22 protein-coding genes and 1 riboswitch are annotated in these 21735 nt (G+C 63.6%); of the genes, 5 read left to right on the forward strand and 17 right to left on the reverse strand.

Features of this window, described 5'->3' with window-relative positions; genetic code table 11:
* Positions 1–26: 26 nt before the first annotated feature.
* Complete coding sequence (locus GEOBRER4_RS14820) at positions 27–998, reverse strand: quinone oxidoreductase family protein (RefSeq protein ID WP_185242960.1); 972 nt, start codon at positions 996–998, stop codon at positions 27–29.
* Between the two features lie 238 nt (positions 999–1236).
* On the opposite strand from GEOBRER4_RS14820, the gene GEOBRER4_RS14825 reads away from it, so the two are divergent.
* A complete protein-coding gene (locus GEOBRER4_RS14825; protein WP_185242961.1) occupies positions 1237–1722 on the forward strand; it encodes a ferritin-like domain-containing protein in 486 nt (161 codons plus the stop codon).
* Positions 1723–1799: 77 nt separating this feature from the next.
* Here the strand turns inward: GEOBRER4_RS14825 and GEOBRER4_RS14830 are convergent, their stop codons facing one another.
* The 9 genes from GEOBRER4_RS14830 to GEOBRER4_RS14870 all read right to left on the reverse strand — a co-directional run bounded on the left by GEOBRER4_RS14830 (position 1800) and on the right by GEOBRER4_RS14870 (position 8063).
* Positions 1800–2072: a hypothetical protein gene (locus GEOBRER4_RS14830; protein ID WP_185242962.1), complete on the reverse strand. Its 273-nt coding sequence runs from the start codon at positions 2070–2072 to the stop codon at positions 1800–1802.
* Positions 2073–2094: 22 nt separating this feature from the next.
* Complete coding sequence (locus tag GEOBRER4_RS14835; RefSeq protein ID WP_085811913.1) at positions 2095–2283, reverse strand: ferredoxin; 189 nt, start codon at positions 2281–2283, stop codon at positions 2095–2097.
* A gap of 161 nt (positions 2284–2444) precedes the next feature.
* Positions 2445–2741, reverse strand: coding sequence for a DUF1540 domain-containing protein (locus GEOBRER4_RS14840; protein ID WP_085811912.1), 297 nt, complete (start codon positions 2739–2741; stop codon positions 2445–2447).
* A 170-nt stretch (positions 2742–2911) separates the two neighbouring features.
* Positions 2912–3205 (reverse strand): mercury methylation ferredoxin HgcB, encoded by a 294-nt coding sequence (gene hgcB / locus GEOBRER4_RS14845; protein WP_185242963.1) that lies wholly within the window; start codon positions 3203–3205, stop codon positions 2912–2914.
* Positions 3206–3221: 16 nt separating this feature from the next.
* Positions 3222–4373, reverse strand: a complete 1152-nt coding sequence (gene hgcA, locus GEOBRER4_RS14850; protein WP_264177088.1) for a mercury methylation corrinoid protein HgcA — start codon at positions 4371–4373, stop codon at positions 3222–3224.
* Between the two features lie 145 nt (positions 4374–4518).
* Positions 4519–5964, reverse strand: coding sequence for a pyruvate kinase (pyk, locus tag GEOBRER4_RS14855; RefSeq protein WP_185242965.1), 1446 nt, complete (start codon positions 5962–5964; stop codon positions 4519–4521).
* A gap of 116 nt (positions 5965–6080) precedes the next feature.
* A complete protein-coding gene (locus tag GEOBRER4_RS14860; protein WP_185242966.1) occupies positions 6081–6677 on the reverse strand; it encodes a DNA-3-methyladenine glycosylase I in 597 nt (198 codons plus the stop codon).
* 180 nt (positions 6678–6857) lie between these two features.
* Positions 6858–7550: a hypothetical protein gene (locus GEOBRER4_RS14865; protein ID WP_185242967.1), complete on the reverse strand. Its 693-nt coding sequence runs from the start codon at positions 7548–7550 to the stop codon at positions 6858–6860.
* Between the two features lie 111 nt (positions 7551–7661).
* Positions 7662–7738: riboswitch (cyclic di-GMP riboswitch) on the reverse strand.
* Positions 7739–7832: 94 nt separating this feature from the next.
* Positions 7833–8063 carry an ATP-binding protein gene (locus GEOBRER4_RS14870; RefSeq protein WP_318842560.1) on the reverse strand — a complete coding sequence of 77 codons (231 nt, stop codon included), beginning with the start codon at positions 8061–8063 and terminating at the stop codon, positions 7833–7835.
* 246 nt (positions 8064–8309) lie between these two features.
* Between GEOBRER4_RS14870 and GEOBRER4_RS14875 the strand changes: the two genes are divergently transcribed.
* Together GEOBRER4_RS14875 and GEOBRER4_RS14880 are read left to right on the forward strand one after the other, a co-directional pair.
* On the forward strand, positions 8310–8582 hold the full coding sequence (locus tag GEOBRER4_RS14875) for a helix-turn-helix domain-containing protein (RefSeq protein WP_226377799.1): 273 nt from the start codon (positions 8310–8312) through the stop codon (positions 8580–8582).
* A 66-nt stretch (positions 8583–8648) separates the two neighbouring features.
* On the forward strand, positions 8649–8876 hold the full coding sequence (locus GEOBRER4_RS14880; protein ID WP_185242968.1) for a hypothetical protein: 228 nt from the start codon (positions 8649–8651) through the stop codon (positions 8874–8876).
* Between the two features lie 152 nt (positions 8877–9028).
* Here GEOBRER4_RS14880 and GEOBRER4_RS14885 read toward each other — a convergent pair whose 3' ends face one another.
* The gene (locus GEOBRER4_RS14885) at positions 9029–11401 is read right to left on the reverse strand and encodes an ATP-binding protein (RefSeq protein ID WP_185242969.1); all 2373 of its coding nucleotides are present in this window, start codon (positions 11399–11401) and stop codon (positions 9029–9031) included.
* 370 nt (positions 11402–11771) lie between these two features.
* On the opposite strand from GEOBRER4_RS14885, the gene GEOBRER4_RS14890 reads away from it, so the two are divergent.
* Complete coding sequence (locus tag GEOBRER4_RS14890) at positions 11772–13625, forward strand: TonB-dependent receptor plug domain-containing protein (protein ID WP_226377800.1); 1854 nt, start codon at positions 11772–11774, stop codon at positions 13623–13625.
* Positions 13625–14473 carry an ABC transporter substrate-binding protein gene (locus GEOBRER4_RS14895; protein ID WP_185242971.1) on the forward strand — a complete coding sequence of 283 codons (849 nt, stop codon included), beginning with the start codon at positions 13625–13627 and terminating at the stop codon, positions 14471–14473. The genes GEOBRER4_RS14890 and GEOBRER4_RS14895 overlap by 1 nt, the downstream gene beginning before the upstream one ends.
* A gap of 86 nt (positions 14474–14559) precedes the next feature.
* Here GEOBRER4_RS14895 and ald read toward each other — a convergent pair whose 3' ends face one another.
* The 6 genes from ald to hcp all read right to left on the reverse strand — a co-directional run bounded on the left by ald (position 14560) and on the right by hcp (position 21730).
* Positions 14560–15675: an alanine dehydrogenase gene (ald, locus tag GEOBRER4_RS14900; protein WP_185242972.1), complete on the reverse strand. Its 1116-nt coding sequence runs from the start codon at positions 15673–15675 to the stop codon at positions 14560–14562.
* A gap of 252 nt (positions 15676–15927) precedes the next feature.
* Positions 15928–17748 (reverse strand): KUP/HAK/KT family potassium transporter, encoded by a 1821-nt coding sequence (locus GEOBRER4_RS14905; RefSeq protein ID WP_185242973.1) that lies wholly within the window; start codon positions 17746–17748, stop codon positions 15928–15930.
* On the reverse strand, positions 17745–18452 hold the full coding sequence (locus GEOBRER4_RS14910; RefSeq protein WP_185242974.1) for a response regulator: 708 nt from the start codon (positions 18450–18452) through the stop codon (positions 17745–17747). The genes GEOBRER4_RS14905 and GEOBRER4_RS14910 overlap by 4 nt, the downstream gene beginning before the upstream one ends.
* Complete coding sequence (locus GEOBRER4_RS14915) at positions 18449–19528, reverse strand: sensor histidine kinase (RefSeq protein ID WP_226377801.1); 1080 nt, start codon at positions 19526–19528, stop codon at positions 18449–18451. The genes GEOBRER4_RS14910 and GEOBRER4_RS14915 overlap by 4 nt, the downstream gene beginning before the upstream one ends.
* 122 nt (positions 19529–19650) lie before the next feature.
* Positions 19651–19851 (reverse strand): hypothetical protein, encoded by a 201-nt coding sequence (locus GEOBRER4_RS14920; RefSeq protein ID WP_185242975.1) that lies wholly within the window; start codon positions 19849–19851, stop codon positions 19651–19653.
* Positions 19852–20074: 223 nt separating this feature from the next.
* On the reverse strand, positions 20075–21730 hold the full coding sequence (gene hcp / locus GEOBRER4_RS14925) for a hydroxylamine reductase (RefSeq protein WP_185242976.1): 1656 nt from the start codon (positions 21728–21730) through the stop codon (positions 20075–20077).
* Positions 21731–21735: the final 5 nt, after the last annotated feature.

Here is a 21735-nt window from a genome sequence, read left to right on the forward strand (position 1 = left end):
TTACAGGGGTGATGGTTTGGAGACGCTCAGGGAAGCAGTATCGTGCACCCGGTCGTTTTGCGCCCCTCGAGGTCTCGATGTGCCTGCGCGGCATCTTGCAAGGCATAGCGCTGGTTGATTTCCACCTTGACGGCGCCGGAGGCTATCACCTCGAAGAGCTCGGCTGCCATCTGTTCCAGGTCCGCACGCCTGGCGGCGTAGGTATTGAGCGTCGGGCGGGTCAGGTAGAGCGATCCGAGCTGGGAGAGGATGGAAAGGTCTACCGGCGGCACTGGGCCGGAGGCGTTGCCGAAGCTGACCAGCAACCCGAAAGGACGCAGGCAGCGAAGCGAGGTCTCGAAGGTATCCTTGCCGACGCCGTCGTAGACCACGGGGACCCCTTCGCCGCCGGTCAGCTCCCTCACCCTTTCGACGATGTTGTCGGTACTGTAATTGAGGCAGGCATCCGCACCGTGCTGCCGCGCCAGCTCGCACTTCTCTTCGGAACCGGCGGTGGCGATCACCCTCGCCCCCAGATGTTTCAGCCACTGGCAGGCGATGAGCCCGACGCCCCCGGCTGCGGCGTGAAAGAGCACAGTATCCCCCTTCTGAACCCGGTAGGTCCTCCTGATGAGGTACTGGACGGTGAGCCCCTTGAGCATCATCGCCGCCGCCTGTTCGAAGGAGACCAAGTCGGGAATGAGGACCAAGCGGTCCGCGGCAACCGTTCTCTTGTCGCAGTAGGAGCCGAGCGCGCCGGCATAGGCGACACGGTCGCCGACCTTGAACAGCGTCACCCCCTCCCCGACCGCCTCGACGACGCCGGCACCTTCGTTGCCGGCAACAGCGGGAAGCGCCACTTTGTAGAGACCGTTACGCTGGTAGACGTCGACGAAATTGACCCCGACGGCCTCGTGGCGGATCAGCGCCTCTCCAGGCCCGGGAGATCTCACCTCGACATCGCATAAGCCGAGCACTTCCGGTCCGCCGAACTCTTTGAAGCAGATCGCCTTTGACATAGTTCCTCCTGAAAGCGGTTCCGATCGTAGCAACCACAAGAAGATACCTTAACTCTCGGCAAACTCCAGGCTCAGGAGATGCAAAAGAAGCGTGCCGAGCCCCACATAATTAGCAAACCCTAACAATTCTTCAATTTTCCTTATTACGACAGCACTTAAAGTCCCTTCTTCTGTTATAATGGTTGGCAAGTGGTGACATAACCATAGGCTCTTTTCTGTGGCAAAAGGAGGACACGAGATGAACGTATTCGATTGCGCTATCAAAAGAGAAGAGGACAGCAGGAGCTACTTCATGGGGCTAGTGGAAAAGGCTACAGATCCAGAGTTGAAGATCCTTTTCTCCATGCTGGCCGACTGCGAGGATGAACATAAAAAGAGACTGCTGAAACTCAAAAGGCGGATGGACGGCAAAATGAGCGTGCTGGAAGACCTCGACGTTTCCGTCTGCAGCTACCGCCCCTTCCTTACCCAGAGCGAACTGCTCGAGGACAAGGGCAACGACCCGGACCTGTACCTGTTCACCGTGAAGAAGGAGGAGCAGGACATAACCTTTTATCGGGAACTGGCAGAAAGGGCGGCAAACGAACAGACCCGCAAGAGCCTGCTGATGCTGGCTGACGAGGAGCGCCGGCACCTGGAACGGATGGAGGAGATCTACGCCTTCGTGGAAACACCCAGGACCTACCTGGAAAGCGGTGAATTCAGCAACCTGAGACCTCTTTAGGGTCAGAGACCGCTGCAACTGAAAAAGCCCGCAACAAGCGGGCTTTTTTTTCGAACTCGGCAATACCGGAAAGGTGTTCAGGGCTCTTCGGCCAAGGCGTCGTCGTAGGCGCTGTCGGGGTCGCATTCCGGCCTCAGATAGCGCTCCAGTTCGTCGAAGAGGCGGTCCGTGGTCAGTTTCACCGCCATCAGGGTATCCATTTCGAAGCTGATGCCATGCTGCAAGTAGCTCGCGTGCATCCGGTCCACCAACCCCTTCAACTGCTGGATCGAGCAATAGGTATCCTTCAGCATGAGGTAATTGCTCTCTCCCAGTTCCTGCAACCGCTCTTCCCTCAATTCGGTAGTCATAGCCATTCCTCCGGGCCCGGAACTAGCGCCAGTGTATGCAGTTCACGGGGCAGCTGTCTATCGCCTCCTGGATCTTCGCCTCTGCCGCACCGTTTTGGGCATGCACCTCCGATACACCTGCATCGTTCAATCGGAACACCTCCGGCACGATGCTCATGCAGAGCCCGCACCCGATACATACCTTTTGGTCGACGTACACTTCCGCTGCCATCTCCACCCTCCCTTCCCAATTTTGAATTGCCTGCGGCACGAAGATGAAAGGATACCCGACTACGCGCGAAAGTCGATTGCGGTCGGTGACCTGCAGCCTGCGGAAGGGATGCGGGAAGGGGGCGAACTCGTTTGGGTGGGTCGCGGCGTAACTGCGGACGGTTACTTCGGCTTGTAGGTGAAGCAGTCCGGATGCGACTCATGCATGCCGACATCGACGGTTTGCGCGGTGCATTCGAGAGACTGGTTGTAGCTGCAATTCTCCACCTTGCAGGCGCCGACGCCACCTTGGACGTCCATAACGCCTCCCTTTTGGTTGCTGTGCAGGTAGGTGTCGCATTGGGGGCAGAGATCGCCGGGGCCGCCGACCGTGATGGCCATAGTGTGGCAGGAATTATGTTTGTTGTATGAGCAATCCGTTACGTTGCAGGATGCGATCTTGACCATGGGCTTATCCATTATTTCCTCTCCTTTTTCGCCGCCCCCTTCCGCGCACTAGGAATGTTTAACAGTTTTGAAGGGATAGTCAAGAGTCGCAAAGGCCGGCGTGGGGCACCGGAGGGAGGAATGAAAAAACCGTTACATATCGATGAGTTAAGGAGTGAAAAGGCGGCAAAGCGGCAGTGCCGTTAGCCGCAGCAGCCGCTGCCGCCGAAACCGGGGATCCTCTTCTCCCTGAGCCACTCGTTGATGAGCCCGCTGGCGCAGCCTACGCCGGCATCGACCTTCAGCGCCGCCGCCGGGCAGTTGAGTGCACAGGCGCCGCACTCCATGCAGGCGTCGCGGTCCGCCAGCAGGGCCCGCTTTTCTTCCAGGCGGAACACCTGGTGCGGGCAGACCTCGATGCATCTGCCGCAGCCGACGCAAAGCTCCCGGTTTAACTCCAGCGTAACCACCCCTTCCAGGTACCTGAATCCCTTCATGCGGTTCTCTCCATAATCACAGTATCCTTGCCGCCGTCACGAGGAACAGGGCGGCGAGAAGCGCCCCCCCCATGACCGGAAGGCCCAGGCGCATCTCCTTTTTCACCCCGGACTTCGAGGTGTAGGTGGTGCAGCCGGTGAAATTCAGGGTGTAAAAGGAGGTGACGGCGGCAAAGGCCAGGAAGGCCGCCAGCGTCACCGGCAGGCTCCAGCTCTCGCCTCCAGCCGCCATCCGGAAAATGAACGTGTAGACCAGGCCGGCGACCCCTCCCTTGACGGCAAAGCTCCTGGAGGGGAGCAGGGGAAGCAGCACCGGCGCCGCGGCCACCCCGGTAAAGACGGCACCGAGATACCCGGCGACCAAAGTGGCGGCCGCGCCGGAACCTGCCACGAGCCAGGCGGCAAGATAGAGGAAGACGGCTACCGGAAGAGACGGTTTCAGCACCAGGACCAGTTCCACCGGGACCAGCACCAAGCGCTCGTACCAGTTGAAGCTCAGCTCGCGCATGGCCTGGGTGGTCCTGCCGCCGTTGTCGAGGTACTCGGGAAGGTCCTTTGCCCTGATGGCGGCGTAGGCCACTTCGAAGCCGCAGCGCCGCTTAACCTGGTGCGCCGACACCCCGGGCGCGCCCAGGATCGGGAGGATGAGCCTGCGGTGCGAAACCACCTCCGAGAGAGCTGTCGCCCCGACCCGCCGGACCAGCTCGCCGGTCCCAAACGTCCCCTTACCCGCCGCGCACCAGACGTTGATGCCGAAGGTCTCCAGCACGAGGAGCCAGACGTTGCTCCCGGCAAGCGCCTGGCGCACCAGGTCGAAGCTCATCTTGTAGTTGGCCGTGACGACGACCGGCGCTTGCGCATCCGGGGTCCCGACGGCGTAGAGGCCGGCGGGGACCAGGTAACTCATCCGGTTGATCCCCCAGCGCGCCTTGCAGGCTCCCAGGCGGTCGGCCAGGGTGAGGCTGGTGGAAAGCTGCGGCACCCGCCCCTGCCCCGCCGGATACCAGCCGAGAAACCCCGGGACCTTCTCACTTACCTCTCCGCCGCCGGCGGAGGTACGCGGCCCTCAGCAGGGGGGGGCGTCCGGGTCCTGCGCTGCACCGGGGGCGCATCCGGACGCGGGCTTTGGCTGCAGCACCGTGATCTTCTTGAACTGACGCGTCTTCATGGTTCCACCTTTGTCGCTGAAATCATCCAGGTTTCCATATATCCCGCAATCGGCGCCGCTGGTCAAGAGATTCCCGACCTGGCAAAAAAAATGAGGGGACTGCCGCGCGCCGTCCCCTCTTCTTCACGACTGGTCCCTCATAGGGTCACAGGCGCCGGGTCACCTCCGGCTCCCCCAACCAGTGCACCTTCATCAGGTTGGTGGTCCCCGCCGACGAAAGCGGGCTTCCCATGGTGATCACCACCACGTCCCCCTTCTTGAGCCACCCGGTATCGAGTACCGCCTTTTCCACCGAGATGATCTGGGACTCGGTATCACCCTCGATGTCGACGCGCAGCGAATGGACCCCTGCGTAGAGGGCGAGCAGGCGCCGCACCTCTTCGGACGGCGTCACCGCGATGATGGGCTGCGCCGGGCGGCACTTGGAAACCAGCGCCGCGGTCCCCCCGGTCTGGGTGAAGGCGAGGATGGCCGCAGCCTTCACGCTCTCCGCCGCCCGGCAGGCGGCAAGCCCGATCACCTCGGATAGGTTCGGCTCCGCCTCGGTCTGGACGATGTGGCAGCTTTGCGCCATGAGCTGCGGGTCAGCCTCCACGTCGAGCGCCACCTGCACCATCATGGAGACTGCCTCCACCGGGTACTTGCCGGAAGCGGTCTCGGCGGAAAGCATGATGGCATCTGTGCCGTCCAGTATGGCGTTGGCGACGTCGGAGGTCTCGGCGCGGGTCGGGCGCGGGTTGTTCACCATGCTCTCCAGCATCTGCGTTGCGGTGATGACGGGCTTACCGGCGTCGTTGCAACTGCGGATGATCCGCTTCTGGATCAGCGGGACCTTCTCGGGGTTCAGCTCCACCCCCAGGTCGCCGCGCGCCACCATGACCCCGTCCGAGACCCGCAGGATGGCGCCGAAGTTGATCACGGCCTCCGGCTTCTCGATCTTGGAGATGATGCGGAGCTTGGAGCCGCGGCTGTCGATGATGCCTCTCAACTCCTGCACGTCGGAGGCCTCACGCACGAAGGAGAGGGCGACGTAGTCCAGTTGCTGCTCAATGCAGAACCCGAGGTCGTCGCGGTCCTTGTCCGTCATGGCCGGGGCGGAAACCTTGGCGCCGGGGAGGTTGATTCCCTTGCGGTCCTTGAGGAGCCCTCCAGTCACCACCAGGCAGCGCACGTCGTCCCCTTCGACTGCCAGCACCTTCAGCTCCATCAGGCCGTCATCCAAAAGGATCCGGTCGTCGGGCCTCACGTCCCCGGGGAGCCCCTGGTAGATGGTCGGGATCAGGTTTCCCTCCCCTAAAAGCTCCCGGGTGGTGACGATCACCTCGGCCCCGGCGGTGAGCTGCATCCCGCCGCCCTTCATCAGGCCGGTGCGGATCTTTGGCCCCTGCAGGTCCCCCAAAATGGCGACGGAATGTTCATGGTGGTCGGAGAGCTTGCGGATGCTGCTGATGACGGCGGATTTGGCGGCGTGGTCGCCGTGGGAGAAGTTGAGGCGGAAAACGTCGACGCCGGCCTTGATCAGGGCGCCGAGCATCTCCTCTGATTCGCTGGCCGGTCCGACAGTGGCAACGATCTTGGTGTGACGGAACATGGGATCTCCTGGTAGACGGGGATGAGCGGCCGGCACGGCACCAAGGGCTTCAAGAGCCATCGCGCGTGCCGGCGCCTGTACAAATTACCCGAAATCCGTCTCCCGCGCAATTGCTGTTACCGCTTTTCTCCAATGTTCCCGCAAAGCTCCGCCCAGCGGAAGCACTTCACCGTATGGTCGTTCACCATCCCCACGGCCTGCATGAAGGCGTAACAGATGGTGCTCCCCACAAAGCGAAAGCCGCGCTTCTTGAGGTCGCGGCTCAGCTGGTCGGAAACGGCGGTCGAGGCGGGAACCTCGGCCAGGGTGCGCCGTGCGGGTTGCAGGGGGATTCCGTCGACGAAGCGCCAGAGGTAGGCGTCGAAGGAGCCGAACTCCTCGCGCAGCGTCAGAAAGGCCCGGGCGTTGTCGCGGGTTGAGGCGATCTTCAGCCGGTTTCTTACGATCGCCTCGTCGCCGGCAAGACGCACCAGGTCGGCGTCGGTGAAGCGCGCCACCGCCTCGGGGTCGAAAGCCGCGAAGGCGCGGCGGTATCCCTCGCGTTTGCGCAGGATGGTGATCCAGGAGAGCCCCGCCTGGGCACCCTCCAAGGTAAGGAACTCGAAGAGGAGGCGGTCGTCGTGCACCGGCACTCCCCATTCGAGATCGTGATAGGCGCAGTAGAGAGGGTCGCTGCCGGCCCAGGCACAGCGGTTCACGGAAGTTGTCTGCATGGGGCTCCCTGAACGTCAATTGACAATGGACAATTGACAATTGACGGTGAAAAGCGCAGGCGAGTCCTTCAACTGACAAGGCCTCCCCCTCGAACCGGTTCGAACTGGCGCAGACCGCATGAAAGTGACAATGGACAAAGGCAACAAAGCGTTGCCAATTGTCCATTGCCAATTGCATCATTAGTCGCGGCCGCGACGCTCCCCTTCGCGCCTGTCGTCGCGGCGCTGCTCCTTGTCGTAACGCTTGTCCTCGCGGCGCTGCTCCTTGTCATAGCGCTTGTCCTCACGACGCTGCTCCTTGTCGTAACGCTTCTCTTCGCGGCGGCGCTCCTTTTCGTAGCGCTTGTCCTCGTGTTGAGCGGCCTTCCAGTAACCCCTGTCGGAACGGTGCCGGCCGCGGTAGTGGTCGCGGTCACGCTGGTAGATCGCGTACTCCCTGGTCCGGTACTCCCTGATCCGGTCGATCCGGTGCCTGCGCATCGGGGGGGGGAGTTGGCGGTAGCTCACCGGGACCCAGCGGCCACGGCTGCTGTAGGACCTGAGCCAGCGGCCGTCCCGGAACATGAAGTAGCTGTTGTTGTAGAAGAAGAGGTCGTAAGGGACCCCCACGGCCACGTAGAAACCGAGCGGTTCCGGATAGACGAACTCGACCTCCTCCTCGACGTCGTCGTAGTAAGGGGTCTGGGTCACCACGGCAGGAGGGGGGGCCACCACAACCGCGGGAGGGGGGGCCACCACCACCGGGCGCGGCTGGTTGCCGAGATGGATGTTGACGTCAACCCCGACGTTGGAGGCGTAAAGCTCCTGAGCCGACAAAACCGGCAGCGCCGCGACCTGCAGCAGCAGCGCCAGCGCAATGCTTTTTCTGGACATGGGTGTGTTCTCCTTTTCTCTGGGTGCCTGTGTGAAGGCAGTCTCTTTGCGGCTGAAGCTCATCGCTTTCGGGCAAAAAAAACGGGTTGCCGGGTATCTGGTCAGAGATATTTCGGCAACCCGGCTGTCTCTTGGAGACCCTGTAGGCTTTCCGCCCCACCCTCGCGGGTGGTTTAGTATTATCGTGTATCGTCTTTTCGCGCAGCTGCGCCCCGGCAGGAGCCGCCCGCCTGCCCGCCGACTAGACCTTTAACCAGAAGCCGCGGGAAAAGTCAAACAAAATTAAGCATACGGATCGCTTGAAGCCTCCGCCCTCGGCTGGCGCAGCGGCACGGTCACGGTCACCTCGGTCCCCTTCCCCACCGTGCTGCGCACGTCGATGTCGCCGCCGTGGCGCTTGACGATGCCGTATCTCACCGTAAGACCCAACCCCGGCCCGCGCCCGGCGGGCTTGGTCGTGAAGAAAGGATCGAAGATCTTGGAGAGGTTTGAGCTCGTGGGAGGCTGCACCATATCACCCACAGAAACCGGGCCAAATGGCGCAGCAATTGAAAAATATTTTCCCATTGTTTGATAAATAATGTATATATGGATATCCTCATAGACGATTGTGCAATGAAGGGATTACATGACCAACAAGACCGCATTTTGGTAGTTGACGACGGGGGCGGAGGACTACTTCGGCAAGCGGCTCATGATGCTGGGAAGCGAGCACCTGAGCCCGGAGATCACCCAGAGAAGCAGACCAGGGACCAGCTGATGCGGGCCAGCAACAACAACGAGTTCGCCGGAGAGCACATCCAGCTCCTCCCGGAGGGGATATCCCTGGAGGAGCTGGAAAAACTGATCATACAGCTGGCCCTGAAGAAATCGGGCGGCAACCAGACCAAGGCGGCCAAGTACCTGAAGACCAGCAGGGACACCTTGCGCTACCGGATGAAGAAGTTCGGCCTGGGGGAAAACGGCAAAGAGGAGGGGCGGTTTGATGGCGAGGAGTTGGAGGGGGAGCAGATTGCCCCATGCGGAGCATGACAGAGTTACTGAGGAGTCCAGCCGACGGGCAGCCTTACCTTGCGCCGGCCCGGCGGGAGGGAGGTCATGAGCGCTAAGTGCATCGTCATCCTGCTGCTCGCCATCGCCTGCCTGGCCGCGGCGATAGCCACTTCACCCAAGAGCCCGGACCTGCGCGGCCTGCTGGACCAGGAGGAGCGCCCGGTGGCCCGGCAAGGTGCCCTGCTCTCTTCCGCAGCCCCGGTGGCAAAGGAGCAAAGGGAGCAAACCTGCAGCGGCGGCGCCCTTCCCAACTGCCACCGCAAAGACAGGTAAGGTGCCTGGGAAAACGTGTCCCAGCGATAATAAAAGGGGCGGCACCGCCAGGCGGTCCGCCCCCTGCCGTACCGGGACCCTCTTTTACTTGAGCAGCAGCTCGACCGAGTGGGGGCTTGGTCCGGGGCCCCGGGGAAAGCCGCCTTTGCCGCTTACTGGGTCAAATCACCCAGCGTCAAATCACCCTCCCCTTCACGCCGCTGCTCCAGCTCCTGCAAAAGGCGCAGGAGCTTGTCGGCGTCGTAGGGCTTGGGCGAGGCGGCGCAGAAGCCATAATCCCGGTAGCGCTGCATCACCTCGTCGTCGCTGTAGCCGCTGGAGACGATGAGCCGGGCCTCGGGGTCGAGGGCAAGGATCCGGCGGGCCGCTTCCTTGCCGCCGCTGCCGTTGGCGACCGTGAGGTCCAGGATCGCGGCGAGGTACGGGGTGCCCAGGCGGTAGGCCTCGCCGTAGAGGAGGGCCGCCTCTTCTCCGCTGCCGCAGACGGTGACCCGGTACCCCTGCGAGGAGAGCACCTGGACGGCTAGGTTGCGGATCATTTCCTCGTCGTCCATGACCAGGATCTCCCTTCCCGCGACGGTTGCCGCGGGGAGCGGGGTTGCTCCTGAAGGGGCGGATTGCCCCTTGCTCCTGAAGACCGGGAGGTAGAGGGTGAAGGTGGTTCCATCCCCCAGGGTGGTGTCGAAGGTGATCGCGCCGTCGTGCCTGGTGATGATGGAGTGCACCGTGGCGAGCCCGAGCCCCGTCCCCAGCTCCGCCTTGGTGGTGAAGTAGGGGGTGAAGATGTTGGACTTGTCCTCCTCGCGGATGCCGCACCCCTGGTCCCGGAAGCTGAGCTCGACGTAGCTGCCGCAAAGAGGCGCCGGGAGCCCCTCCTGCGCAGAGCCGACGCTTTTACCGCTCACGGTGAGCACCCCTCCTTCGGGCATCGCCTGTACCGCGTTGATGCAGATGCAGTTGAAGGCCTGGCGCATCTGCCCGTCGTCCACGTACACCGGCGGGAGGTCGGGTGGAAGCTCGATCACCGCGGTCACGTTGGAGCCGCTTGTGGCGAGCTGCACCGAATCCTCCACGAGCCTTGCCACCGGCACCGCCTTCCTGATCGGCGTCCCCCCCTTGGCGAAGCTCAGAAGCTGGTTGGCGAAGCCCGCGGCACGCAGGGTCGCCCTCTCGGCGTGCAAAAGGAGCGAGTGCGCGCGGTGGGACTGGTCCAGGTACTTTTTGGCGAAGGAGATGTAGCCAAGGACCCCGGTCAGGGCGTTGTTGAAGTTGTGTGCGATTCCCCCGGCCAGAACCCCGATCGATTCCAGCTTCTGGTTCCGGACGATCTGCTGCTGCAGGAGCTCCCGGTCGGTCAGGTCGATGATGATGTCGACGGTGCGAGAGCCGGAGCGCTGGTTGCTGCAGCTGAGATGGCGCTGGGAGCCGTCGCTGCAAAGGGCCTTCACCTCGTAGAAGGTGACCAGCTGCTCCCGCTCCCACCCCTCGATGGCGGCGCGGCGCTGGAGGAGGACCCTTTCGCGGTAGCCCGCATCGGGGCAGACCCGGCAGAGCCACTCGTCGACGCGGCGGGTGTCGCTGTAGCCGATCCTCTCCGCGATGAAGGCGTTCAGGTACTCGATGACCCCCTCGTCGTCGGACCAGATGATCCCCAAAGGGAGCTGCTCCACCAGGTTCTTCAGCTCCTGCTGTGCGCGGGTCCTCTCCGATATCTCCTTCTCCAGGTCGGTGTTGATGGATACCAGCTGCCGCTTCGAGGCGATCTCGAAATCCATCGAGGCCATGAGTTCCCTGTGCAGGCGGCGGTTCTCCTCTTCGCGCTGCCTGAGCGACTCGGCCAGCTCGTTCACCGAGGCCGACGCCCTCCCCGGCTCGTCGTCCGAGGTTACGGCGATGCGAGAGACGTAATCGCCGCCGTGCACGTTCTGCAGCCCGCGCATCAGCGAGTTGAACGAGGCGGTGACCCTTCTAAGGAGCAGGTAACAGGAAAAGGAGACCAGGAGCCAGCAGGCAACGGCCAGGACGCAGGAGAACCAGGCGAGCCTGCGCCCGGCCTGCCAGAGGTCCTCGGTGCTGCGGTAAAGCCGCACCTCCCCGACCAGGTCCCCCTCCCCCTGAAGCGACGGCTCCTGCGAGAAGTGGGGCGGCAGGGTCCGCACCTGCGCCGCTGCCACGATCAGCTCTCCGCGCGGGGCGGTGGGAAGCGGTGGGACCCTCACCTGCACCTTGCCGTTGCCCCCAACTATCTCGACGCAGCGGATTTTCGGAAGACGCAGGGTTTCCCGCGCGTACCAGTCGAGGAGCTCCAGGTTCTCCGCGTAGAGGGGAAGGCGGACGGAGTTTGCCAGGCTGCGGGCCTCGAGCCGGAGCTGTTCGGACACGTGCCGCTTGTCTTCCTTGATCTGGTAGATGACGAAGAGGGTGACGCAGACGGCGGTGATGACCGCGGCGAAGAGCGTGAAGCGGAGCAGGAGCTTGAACTGGAAGCTGGAGCGGAAGGTCGAGAGTCTTTGAGGGAGTGCCATGCCCGTCTCCGTTGGAATCTCTCGTGGCCCCGGGGGGGCGTGCCGGCCGGCGCTAGACGCCGTCTTCAGGTAAAACCTGGCCGGCGCGCTCGGCTAGGCCAGGTACAGTCAAAGCCCGTAAGGGCGCATAGGAAATGACTTACACGAACACTCAGAAAGCGTTCGACATCACATACCGGCGCAGAGAGTTTAAGCAGTTCCTCTAACTATACCAGAAAGGGGAAATACTAAATACAGTTAATTCAAATTTCTTTGACAGAATAATGCCAAACTGATACGAATGTCGGCGCCGTAATTTTGTTTTTTTCAGAAATTTTCGCTGCTGTCAACCAATCTTTTGCGACAGGCTCCTCGTTTGAGACCTAACCCGATGAAGAAATTGCTGTTTCGTTGCGCCTTCCTCTGCAGCGTTCTCGCCGCCGCTCCCTCGCTGTGCCATGGGGCGGACGAGCTCAGCAGCTCCTTGGGCCTCTACGATTCCCCACCGCCTCTCGCGCGCTTCCCCCGCCCTGCTTCCCGCATCGCCGAAAACGTCACCGTTATCACCTCCGAGGAGATCGCCCGCATCAACGCACATACCGTCGCGGAGGTGCTGCAGACCCTTCCCGGCATCCAGATAGACCAGCTGCAGACCCCCGGGAGCGTCACCTTCTTCGAGATGCTGGGCGCGTCGGGGCGGCACGTACTGGTGCAGATCGACGGCGTGGCCCAGAACTTCATCGGCTCCGAGAACGTGGCCCAGGTGGGGCTGATCCCTGTGCAGATGGTCGAAAGGATCGAGGTGGTGAAGGGGGCGGCCTCGGCCGCCTGGGGGTCGGCGCTGGGGGGGGTGATCAACATCGTCACCAAAAGCCCCGCCGCGGACCGGGTCGCCGCCGGCATGGTTTCGGCCTCCAGCGGCAAGAGCGCCACCCGGGACCTGCGCGCCGAGGCAAGCGGCAGCGGGGAGCGCTTCGGCTACTACCTGACCGCCGGCAAGCTCCGTTCCGACGGCCTCGTTGCCGGCAACGACACCGACATGAACCACGGCTTCGGCAAGCTGAACTACGGCTTTGTCAACGGCGGGGAGCTGGCACTCAGCATAGACGCACGGCACAGCATGGTCGGTCTCGAGGAGTCGCGGCTGCTCGACATGCGCGACACCGGCGCCGCCACGCACACAACCGGCAACCTCGTGCTCAAATACCCCCTGGCCCAGCGCCTCGAGCTGGAGGCGAACGCGCATGCGGGGAGGCGGGAAGCTCTCAGCCACGCTGCCCGCCTCACCACCGGCACCCCCTTGTACAACGCCCGAGGGGAGGAGGCCTTCCGGGGAGCCGACGCCGCGCTCAACTGGGGAGACGCAAGCCACGCCCTGAAGGCGGGGGTCTCCTACGAGGAAACCGAGGTTGGTCTCCACGAGTCGGTGCGGCGGCTGCCGCAGCAGAACTACGATCTTGGACTCAGGCGGGAATCGGCCTATCTAAACGGCATTTACACGGCGGGAAGGCTCTCCATCCTGCCGGGAGCGCGCCTGGACCGGCTCAGCCTCATGGAGGACCCGGTAAGCTTCACCCTGGGCGCCACGGTGAGGCTTACCGACAACACGCTTTTGCGCGGCTACGCGGCGTACGGCTACAGCATGCCGATCATCAGCAACATGGGGATGGTGAACGGGCAGGTGCAGCGGGACCTGCAGCACGTGCGGACCGTGCAGGCGGGGGTTGAGAGCGCCGACCTCCCCTTCGTCTGGGTGAAAGCGACCTTCTTTTACGCCGAGGTCTGGAACATCCAGAACTTCGACCGCCCCACGCCCAAGCTCGACCAGCAGGTGAAGCAGGGGGCCGAGCTGGAACTGAAAAGCTCCCCCTTTTACGGGTTCACCTTGACAGGCGCCTACAACTTCACCGACGCCCGGGACCACAAGACCGGCGAGAAGCTTTCCTCCATAGACGCGGGCCCGCGCCAGGCGCTGAAAGTCGGGGTAAGGTACGACAACGAGCGGACCGGGAGTTCGGCAACCCTTCTGGGCGACTGGGCGAAGCTGCACGACCTGGGCCCCCTGGGGAAGGCGAAGGGTGAGTTGTGGGACTTCCATCTCGCACAGAAGCTCGCTCCCGGCTCCGAATCGTCCCCAGAGCTGTTCCTGTCCTGGCACAACATCTTCAACAGCGACCGGTACATCTACGACTTCCGGGCCAACGCGCCGCGCTGGTTCGAGGCGGGAGCGAGGTGGTTTTTCTGATGCGCGCCTTTGCCCTCTTCCTGCTACTGGCATTTTGCCTCCCCCCTCTCCCCTGCGCGCAGGGGGCGGACCTGCTGATCCTGGAATCGAGCCGGAGCCAGATCTACAGCGATGCGCTGCGCGGCTTCCGCTCCGAATGCAGGAGCTCGGAGGAGACGGTCCACCTCTCCGACTACGCCGAAGTCGACGTGCAGCGCCTGGTGAAGGAGGAGCGCCCCAGGGTGGTGGTCGCGGTCGGGGACCGGGCACTTGCCGCCTCCCGCAAGGTCCGCGAGGTGCCGGTGGTGGCGCTTTTGTCGCTCAGCCTGAACCGGCATGCCCCCGACAGCGTCGGCGGGGTAGCCATGACCGTCCCCCCGAGGGAGTACCTGAAGCTGTTCCACGAGCTCGGGGTGAAGCGGGTAGGCGTCTTCTACGACCCGCAGAAGAGCGGGCAATACCTGAAAAGGGCGCAGCAGGAGGCCCGGCAGGAAGGGGTGTCGCTGGTGGCCGAACCGCTGCGCAACCCGCGCGACCTGCAGGGGAAACTGGCCAGGATGAAGGGGGAGATCGACGCGCTCTGGATGCTCCCCGACGCCACCGTGGTGACCACGGTGAACATGGAGGCCCTGCTCCTTTTCTCGATGACCGAGAACGTCCCGGCGGTAAGCTTCGCCAGCCACTACCTTAAAAACGGCGCGGCGGCCGCGCTCGACATCGACCCGTTCGACATCGGGACCCAGGCGGGCGAGCTCGCCTGTTCGCTGCTCAAGGGGGGGAGCCAGCACGTCCCCGTCCTGGACCCGCGCAAGGCGCAGCTGAAAATAAACGAGAGCGTCTTGCGCAAGCTGCACCTCAGGGTGCCGTGACCCCCCTTCTTTCCTCACCCCTCAAACGGCAAAGAGGCTGGCGCGCTTAGCGGCCAGCCTCTTTTTTTGCGCCTGAAGCGGGCGGGTCAGGTCAAAACGGCGTGGACCGGGGTATGGGCAAGCCCGAAGGCCTCGGCCACGGCGCGGTAGGTGACGAGCCCAACGGCGATGTTGATCCCCTCCTTGATGCCGGGGTTTCGGCGCGACGCCTCCTGCCACCCGTGGTCGGCGAGCGCCACGGCGAAGGGGAGCGTGGCGTTGGTGAGCGCCACGGTCGAGGTGAGCGGGACCGCCCCCGGCATGTTGGCGACGCAGTAATGGAGCACGCCGTCCAGGAGGTAGACGGGGTCGGTGTGCGTGGTCGGGCGCGAGGTCTCGAAGCACCCTCCCTGGTCGATGGCCACGTCCACCAGCACCGCGCCCGGCTTCATGCTCCTGAGCATCTCGCGGGTCACCAGCTTGGGCGCCCTGGCGCCGTGCACCAGCACCGCGCCGATCACCGCGTCCGCCTGCGGCAGGAGCTCCCGGATGGCAGCCGGGGAACTCATCAGCGGGAAGCAGTTTCTGGGCATGGTCTCGCAGAGGTGGCGCAGGCGCTCCAGGCTCAGGTCCAGGAGGTAGACCTTCGCCCCCAGGCCGCAGGCCATCTGCGCCGCATGGGTTCCCACCACGCCCCCTCCCAAAACCAGGACCGTCGCCGGTTGGACGCCGGGGACCCCGCCCAGGAGGATGCCGCGCCCCCCCTGGGCCCGCTCCGAATACTTGGCGGCCTGCTGGGCCGCCATGCGCCCCGCCACCTCGCTCATCGGGGTCAGAAGCGGCAGCGTGTCCCCCGGGCCGGTGATGGTCTCGTAGGCGATGGCGACCGCCTTGCTCTTCATCATGGCGCGGGTGAGCGATTCGCTCGCCGCGAAGTGGAAGTAGGTGAAAAGGACCTGCCCCTCGCGGATCAGCTCGTACTCCGAGGGCTGCGGCTCCTTCACGTGCATGACCAGCTGTGCGCGGGCGTAGAGCTCCGCTGCCGTCTCCACGACCTCCGCCCCCGCCTTCAGGTAGGCGTCGTCGCCAAAGCCGCTCCCCACCCCCGCCGACTTTTCCACCAGCACCGTATGGCCGTGGCGCACCATCACCTCCACGCCCGCCGGGGTCATGCTCACCCGGTTCTCCTCGACCTTGATCTCCTTCAAGACCCCTACGATCATGTTAGCTCCCTTCACCGACCAGGTTAATTAGCTCCTCGGTTAGAGGGATTGTACCGCATGAGGAGGCATCGCGCCTCCTCCGCCCGACGCCTCCCCTTCGTTGCCAGGCCCCCCTCTCCCGGATTGAAGAGCCTACTGACGCCATAGTGCGCCTCCCCATTCTCGAACGTCATCGAGGCGTACCAGGCCTTCGACCTGAGGAAGGAAGGGTGGCTAAAGGTGCAGCTGCAGATGCAGCCGGCCCCCTTTCATTCACATTTCCACCCGGGTCACGACCCCCTGGAGCTTCGCGGGGGGGAGGTTGTGGAACTGCACGAAGTTGGGAGTCTGCCGCTTGATGGTGGCGAAGAGCTTCCAGACCGGGTTGTCGGTGACTATGTCCTCGACCCCGTAGAAGATCACCTTCTCCTGAATCCCGTTTTCCTTCAAGACCCCCTCTATGTTCAGGATCTCCAGGTAGCCTGCGCGGATCTCGATGGCGTCGAGCCCGGCCGAGAGGGCGCGCTTCAGCTCCACCTTCAGGCCGTACGGCTCGTCGGTGCGCATGATCGAGATCAGGACGTTGCGCTCGTAGATGATGTTGCTGCGGATGATGCAGTGCACGAGGTAAGGGGGGATCACGCTCCACTCCTTGACGAAGAAAAGCGCGGTGCCGGGGATGTTCTTCCCTTTGGCGTAGATCTGGCGGTAGGCGAGGTCGAAGGTGTCGAAGTCGAGCGGCTTGAGCGCCCGGTACAGGGCGCGCTGTCCCCGGGTCCAGACCATGATGGTGCAAAAGGGGATGGAGCCGAGCACGATGGACCAGTAGCCGCCGTGGGGGATCTTGTTGAGGCAGGAGAGGAAGAAAACGAGGTCCACGACGGTCACCGCGACGGCTAGCGGGACCTTCCACTTCTTGGTGGTGCGGGAGAAGATCATCACCATCATGATCCCGGTGATGGTCATGGTCCCGGTGACCGCGAGCCCGTAGGCCGCGGCCAGGTGCTCGCTCCTTTTGAAGAAGAGCATCACCACGAGGACGGCCAGCATCAGGGTCCAGTTCACCGAGGAGAGGTAGATCTGCGACTTCAGATGGGTCGAGGTGAACTCCACCCGCAACAGGGGGAGGATCCGCGTGGTGATCCCCTGGTAGACCACGGAGAAGACGCCGCTGATCATAGCCTGCGAGGCGATGACCGTTGCGAGCACGGTGAGGATCAGGAAGGGTATGTAGAAAAGCGGTGCCTGGTGCTGCACCATGCCGAAGAGGTAGTTCTTCGCCTCCGGGTGGTCGAGCAGGTACACCCCCTGGCCGAAGTAGTTGATCACGAGGGCGGCGAAGGCGAAATACCAGGCGCGCAGGATCGGCCTGCGCCCCAGATGCCCCATGTCGGCGTAGAGCGCCTCCCCCCCGGTGGCGCAGAGGATCACCTCGGAGAGGACGAAGAAGCCTCCCAGCCCGTGATGCAGCATGAACTGGAGCGCGTAGTAGGGGTTGATGGCGCTCAAAATGGAGGGCATGGCGCTGATGGAGGCAAGGCCCGATAAGGCGAGCGCGGAAAACCAGAGCACCATGATCGGGCCGAAGGCGCCGGCCACCTTGTCGGTTCCCTTCGACTGGGCCAGGAAAAGCCCCACCGCGATCACCGCGGCGATCAGGATCAGCTCCCCCTGGCCGGTATGCTCCAGCCCCGGTATCAGCTCGAGCCCCTCCACCGCGGAGAGGATGGAGATGGCCGGGGTTATCACCCCGTCGCCCAAGAGCAGGCAGGCCCCCAGGTAGGAGAGGAAGACCACGAAGGCTAGCTGCCGCCCGGGCTTCAGCATCCGGACCAGGATCTCCTTGAGGACGATGGTCCCCCCCTCCCCCTTGCGGCTCAAGCTCATGGCGAGCCAGGCGTACTCGGCGCTCACCAGCAGGGTCAGGGTCCAAAAGACGAGCGAGAGTATCCCGAAAACGTTTTGGAGCGTCGCGGGGGTGAGGGCGAAGATGACGGTGAGGGTGTAGATCGGGCTGGTGCCGATGTCCCCGAAGACGAGCCCCATCGCCTTGACGATGCCGCTCCAGTAGGAATCGGGCGCTCCGTTTTTCATGATTGGACCTGCTTCAACCGGTACCCCACCCCCGGCTCCGTGGTGATGTGCCTGGGGCGCGAGGGGTCGCGCTCGACCTTCTTCCTCAGGTTGCTGATGGTGACCCTGAGCACCTGGGGCTGCTCCTGGTACGCCACCCCCCAGATCTGCTTCAGGATCTGGCCGTGGGTCATCACCTTGTCGGCGTGGGCTATGAGCAGGCGCAGGAGGTCGTACTCGTTAGGGGTCAGCTGGACCTCGGCGCCACCGACCGTCACCCGGCGCAGGTTGAGGTCCACCTTCAGGTCGCCGCTGGAAAAGACCGGCTCGGGGGGCTGCACTGCCGAGCGGCGCAGGGAAGCCCTCATGCGGGCGAGCAGTTCCCCCACCCCGAATGGCTTGGTCAGGTAGTCGTCGGCGCCGGCGTCCAAAGCCGCCACCTTGTCGTCCTCGCGCTCGCGCACCGAGAGGACGATGATGGGGACCTGGGACCACTCGCGGATGCGGCGGATCACCTCGATCCCCTCCAGGTCGGGAAGCCCCAGGTCCAGGAGGATCAGGTCGGGCCTGAAGGCCGCGGCGGCGGAAAGCCCGCTGTGCCCCGAGTCGGCCTCGTGCAGGGTGAACTCCTCCGAGGAAAGCGCGGAGTGCAGGAAGCGGCGGATGGCCGCCTCGTCGTCTATGACCAGTATCCGCTGCCCGGTCGCCTCTCGGGTCTCTTTCATGGTTCCTCTACTCCTTGGTCAAGCGGCAGCAGGATCTCGACGGCGAGCCCCCCCTCCGGGCGGTTGCGGGCGGCGATGCTGCCGCCGTGCGCCTCGACGATCCCCTTGCAGATGGAAAGCCCAAGGCCGGTCCCCCCGGTCTTCTCGGGGACCTGCACCCGGTGGAACTTCTCGAAGATGTGGAAGAGCTCCGCCTCCGGGACCCCCGCCCCCCGGTCGGCTACGGTCAAGGAGAGCCAGGCGCCGCAGATGCGCGCCGTCACCTCGATGCTCCCTTGCGCGGGGGCGTACTTGTTGGCGTTGTCCAGCAGGTTCACCAGGACCTGGGTCATCAGCACCAGATCCAGCGAAACCAGGGTGAGCCCCTGCGGCAGCTGGAGCGTCACCTTGCGGTCGCCGAGCCGGACCTCCATGGCCGACATCGCGCAGCCTACCAGCTCCTGCAGGTCGCACGGCTCGATCCTCGGGCGCAACGCTCCCGCCTCCAGGCGGCTCAGGTCCAGGAGGTTCCCCACGAAACGGTTCAGCCGCTCCGCCTCGTCGTTTGCCGTCTCCAGGAGATCCCGTCTCGCCTCGGGGGTCAGGCGCTCCCCCTGCTCCTTCAACGCCGAGAGCGCCCCCTTGATGGAGACCAGCGGTGTCCTCAAATCGTGCGATATGGAGTTCAAAAGCGCCCGCTCCAGGTTCTCGCGGGCTTGAAGGATCCTCGCCTTTTCCGCCTCCTGCGAGAGCCGCTCCCGCTCCAGGGACTGCTCCCGGACCTTGGCCACCAGCGAGCTTATCATCACCCCGACCACGAAGAAGCCGAGGAAGGTGACCAGGTACTCCTTTTCGGCGACGCTGAAGGTAAGCCTGGGGGGGACGAAGAAGAAGTCGAAGGCGAGGACGCTGAAAAAGGCGGTCGCTATGGCGGGGCGACGGCCGAGCTTGGCTGCGGCCGCCACGACGGCCAGAAGGTAGACCATCACCATGTTGGTCGGGACCAGGTGCGGCCGGACCTGCTCGCAGATGACCGTGGCGCCTGCGACGAGGAGCAGGCTGATCAGGTAACCCCGTATCGCAACCAGAACGCTCACGAATTTTTCCCCGGTTCCTTCTGAAGTGTTCAGGAAAATCCTGAAGAGCGTACCAGTTTGCCGCTGGTTTTCCAGTGGACTGAGCTGACTAAGAATTGCCGCCTGTGAATCGGTGAGCGCCCTTACTGTGACAGGTTTGTATTTTGCGCCACTTTCAAAATCATCCAGCGCTGTGACGTCACGCTGAAGACAGGAACCTCACCCTTGCGGTAACGTGGAGGGGCTATCGGAGTCAGTGCGTCAACCGTTTCCAGGTCCCGCTCATCCAGAAAACCTTCGCCTTGATAGACACCGCTTTCGGGGCTGAAATAAAAGACTCTCATTGCGCTCACCTCGCTCTAGAACATCTCCGCTGTCGCACGGGCCTCGTCTAGTATCAGGGTAGAGCATGAAGCGTAAATTATGCATCAAAAAGCGGGCCGCCGGGATAAAGATTTCGTAAAGAAATGAGGAGAGGTTTGGGCCATGCGGGGGACTGCATTGGAGAGACGAAAAGGGCCAGCCGCGCGGCTGACCCTTTTCTTTTGGCAACGGCCGCAATCGCTGCTAGGCCCCGAGCGCGTGCTGCAGGTCCTGTTCAGCGGTCGTGATCGGCCCCAGGTCGTAGTTCTGCACCAGGAAGTCGAGCACCGCCGGCGAGACGTAGGCGGGAAGCGAGGGGCCGAGGCGGATCCCCTTGATTCCCAGGTGCAGCAGGGTGAGCAGGATGACGTGCGCCTTCTGCTCGTACCAGGAGAGGATCATGGAGAGCGGCAGGTCGTTCACCTGGCACTGGAAGGCGTCGGCGAGCGCCAGCGCGATCCTGATGGCGGAATAGGCGTCGTTGCACTGCCCCACGTCAAGGAGCCGGGGGATCCCCCCTATGTCGCCGAACTCGAGGCGGTTGAAGCGGTTCTTGCCGCAGGCAAGCGTCAGAATGACGCAGTCCTTCGGGACCTTTTCGGCGAGCTCGGTGAAGTAATTGCGCCCGCTTTTGGCGCCGTCGCAGCCGCCGATCAGGAAGAAGCGGCGGATGGCGCCGTTTTTCACCGCGTCAACCACGGCCCCGGCCACCTTGAACACCGCCTCGTGCCCGAAGCCGACCAGGATCTCCTGCCCCGGGTTCTCCGGGAGGTCGGGAAGCGAGAGCGCCTTGTCGATCACCGGCGTGAAGTCCCACCCCTCGAGGTGCGGGATGCCCGGCCAGGCGACCTCTCCCCAGGTGAAGAGCCGGTCGGTGTAGTTTGCATCGGGCTTTTGGATGCAGTTGGTGTTGAAGATGATGGCCCCGTTGAAGCCGGGGAGCTCGCGGGTCTGGTTCTGCCAGGCGGTGCCGAAGTGGCCGGCGAAATGGGAGTACTTCCTCAAGCCCGGGTAGCCGTTGGCGGGAAGCATCTCGCCGTGGGTGTAGACGAAGATCCCCTTCCCCTCGCTTTGCTTCAGGAGCTCCTCCAGCATCGGGAGGTCGTGGCCTGAGACCACGATCCCCTTGCCGCCGCGGGTGCCGAGATTCACCGACATCGGTTCCGGTGCCTGCAGGCGCTCCTCGTGCCCCTGGTACAAAAGCTCCATGGTGCGCAGGTTCATCTTGCCGCACTCAAGCGAGAGGGCGACGAAATCCTGAAGCGTCGCCTGGGGGTCGGTGGTGGCCGCAAGCGAGCGGTGGATGAAGGCGTAGATCTCCTCGTCCTCCTTCCCCATCTCGGTCGCGTGCCAGGCGAACGCCCCCATCCCCAGCAGGCCGTAGATCAGGATCTCGATGGTGGATAGGATGTTCGGGTCCTGGTGCCAGGTGAAGATGCCGTACTGACGCCCCTGGTCGATGAGCGCCTTTGTGTCGCCCGCGGGGGTCCAGGTGGCGGGCCCCTCGGTGATCTCGGGGGCGGGGGAGCCCTTTTGCCTCTGGTGGGCGTCCTGGTACAGCGACTTCGCCCGCTCCTTCATCTGGAAGCATTTCTGCAGCCGCCGGGCGATGTCGTCGGGGTCGAAGTTGACGTTGGTGACCCTGGTGAAAAGCCCGTCCAGCATGAAGCGGTCCACTTCCTGGTCCTTCTCCCCCAACTCGCGCGCCAGGTGCGCGTAGACCGCCGTCCCCTTGAGCCCGTGGACCATCAGGTCGAGCAGGGCCGATACCTGCGGGTCCTTGCCGCAGTTACCCATCACGTCGCATCCCACACCCCGGGCCGCCTGTTCGCATTGGCGGCAGAACATCGCCTGTGCCATGACAA

The sequence above is a fragment of the Citrifermentans bremense genome (genome assembly GCF_014218275.1).
In the GTDB taxonomy this organism is placed as follows: domain Bacteria; phylum Desulfobacterota; class Desulfuromonadia; order Geobacterales; family Geobacteraceae; genus Geomonas; species Geomonas pelophila.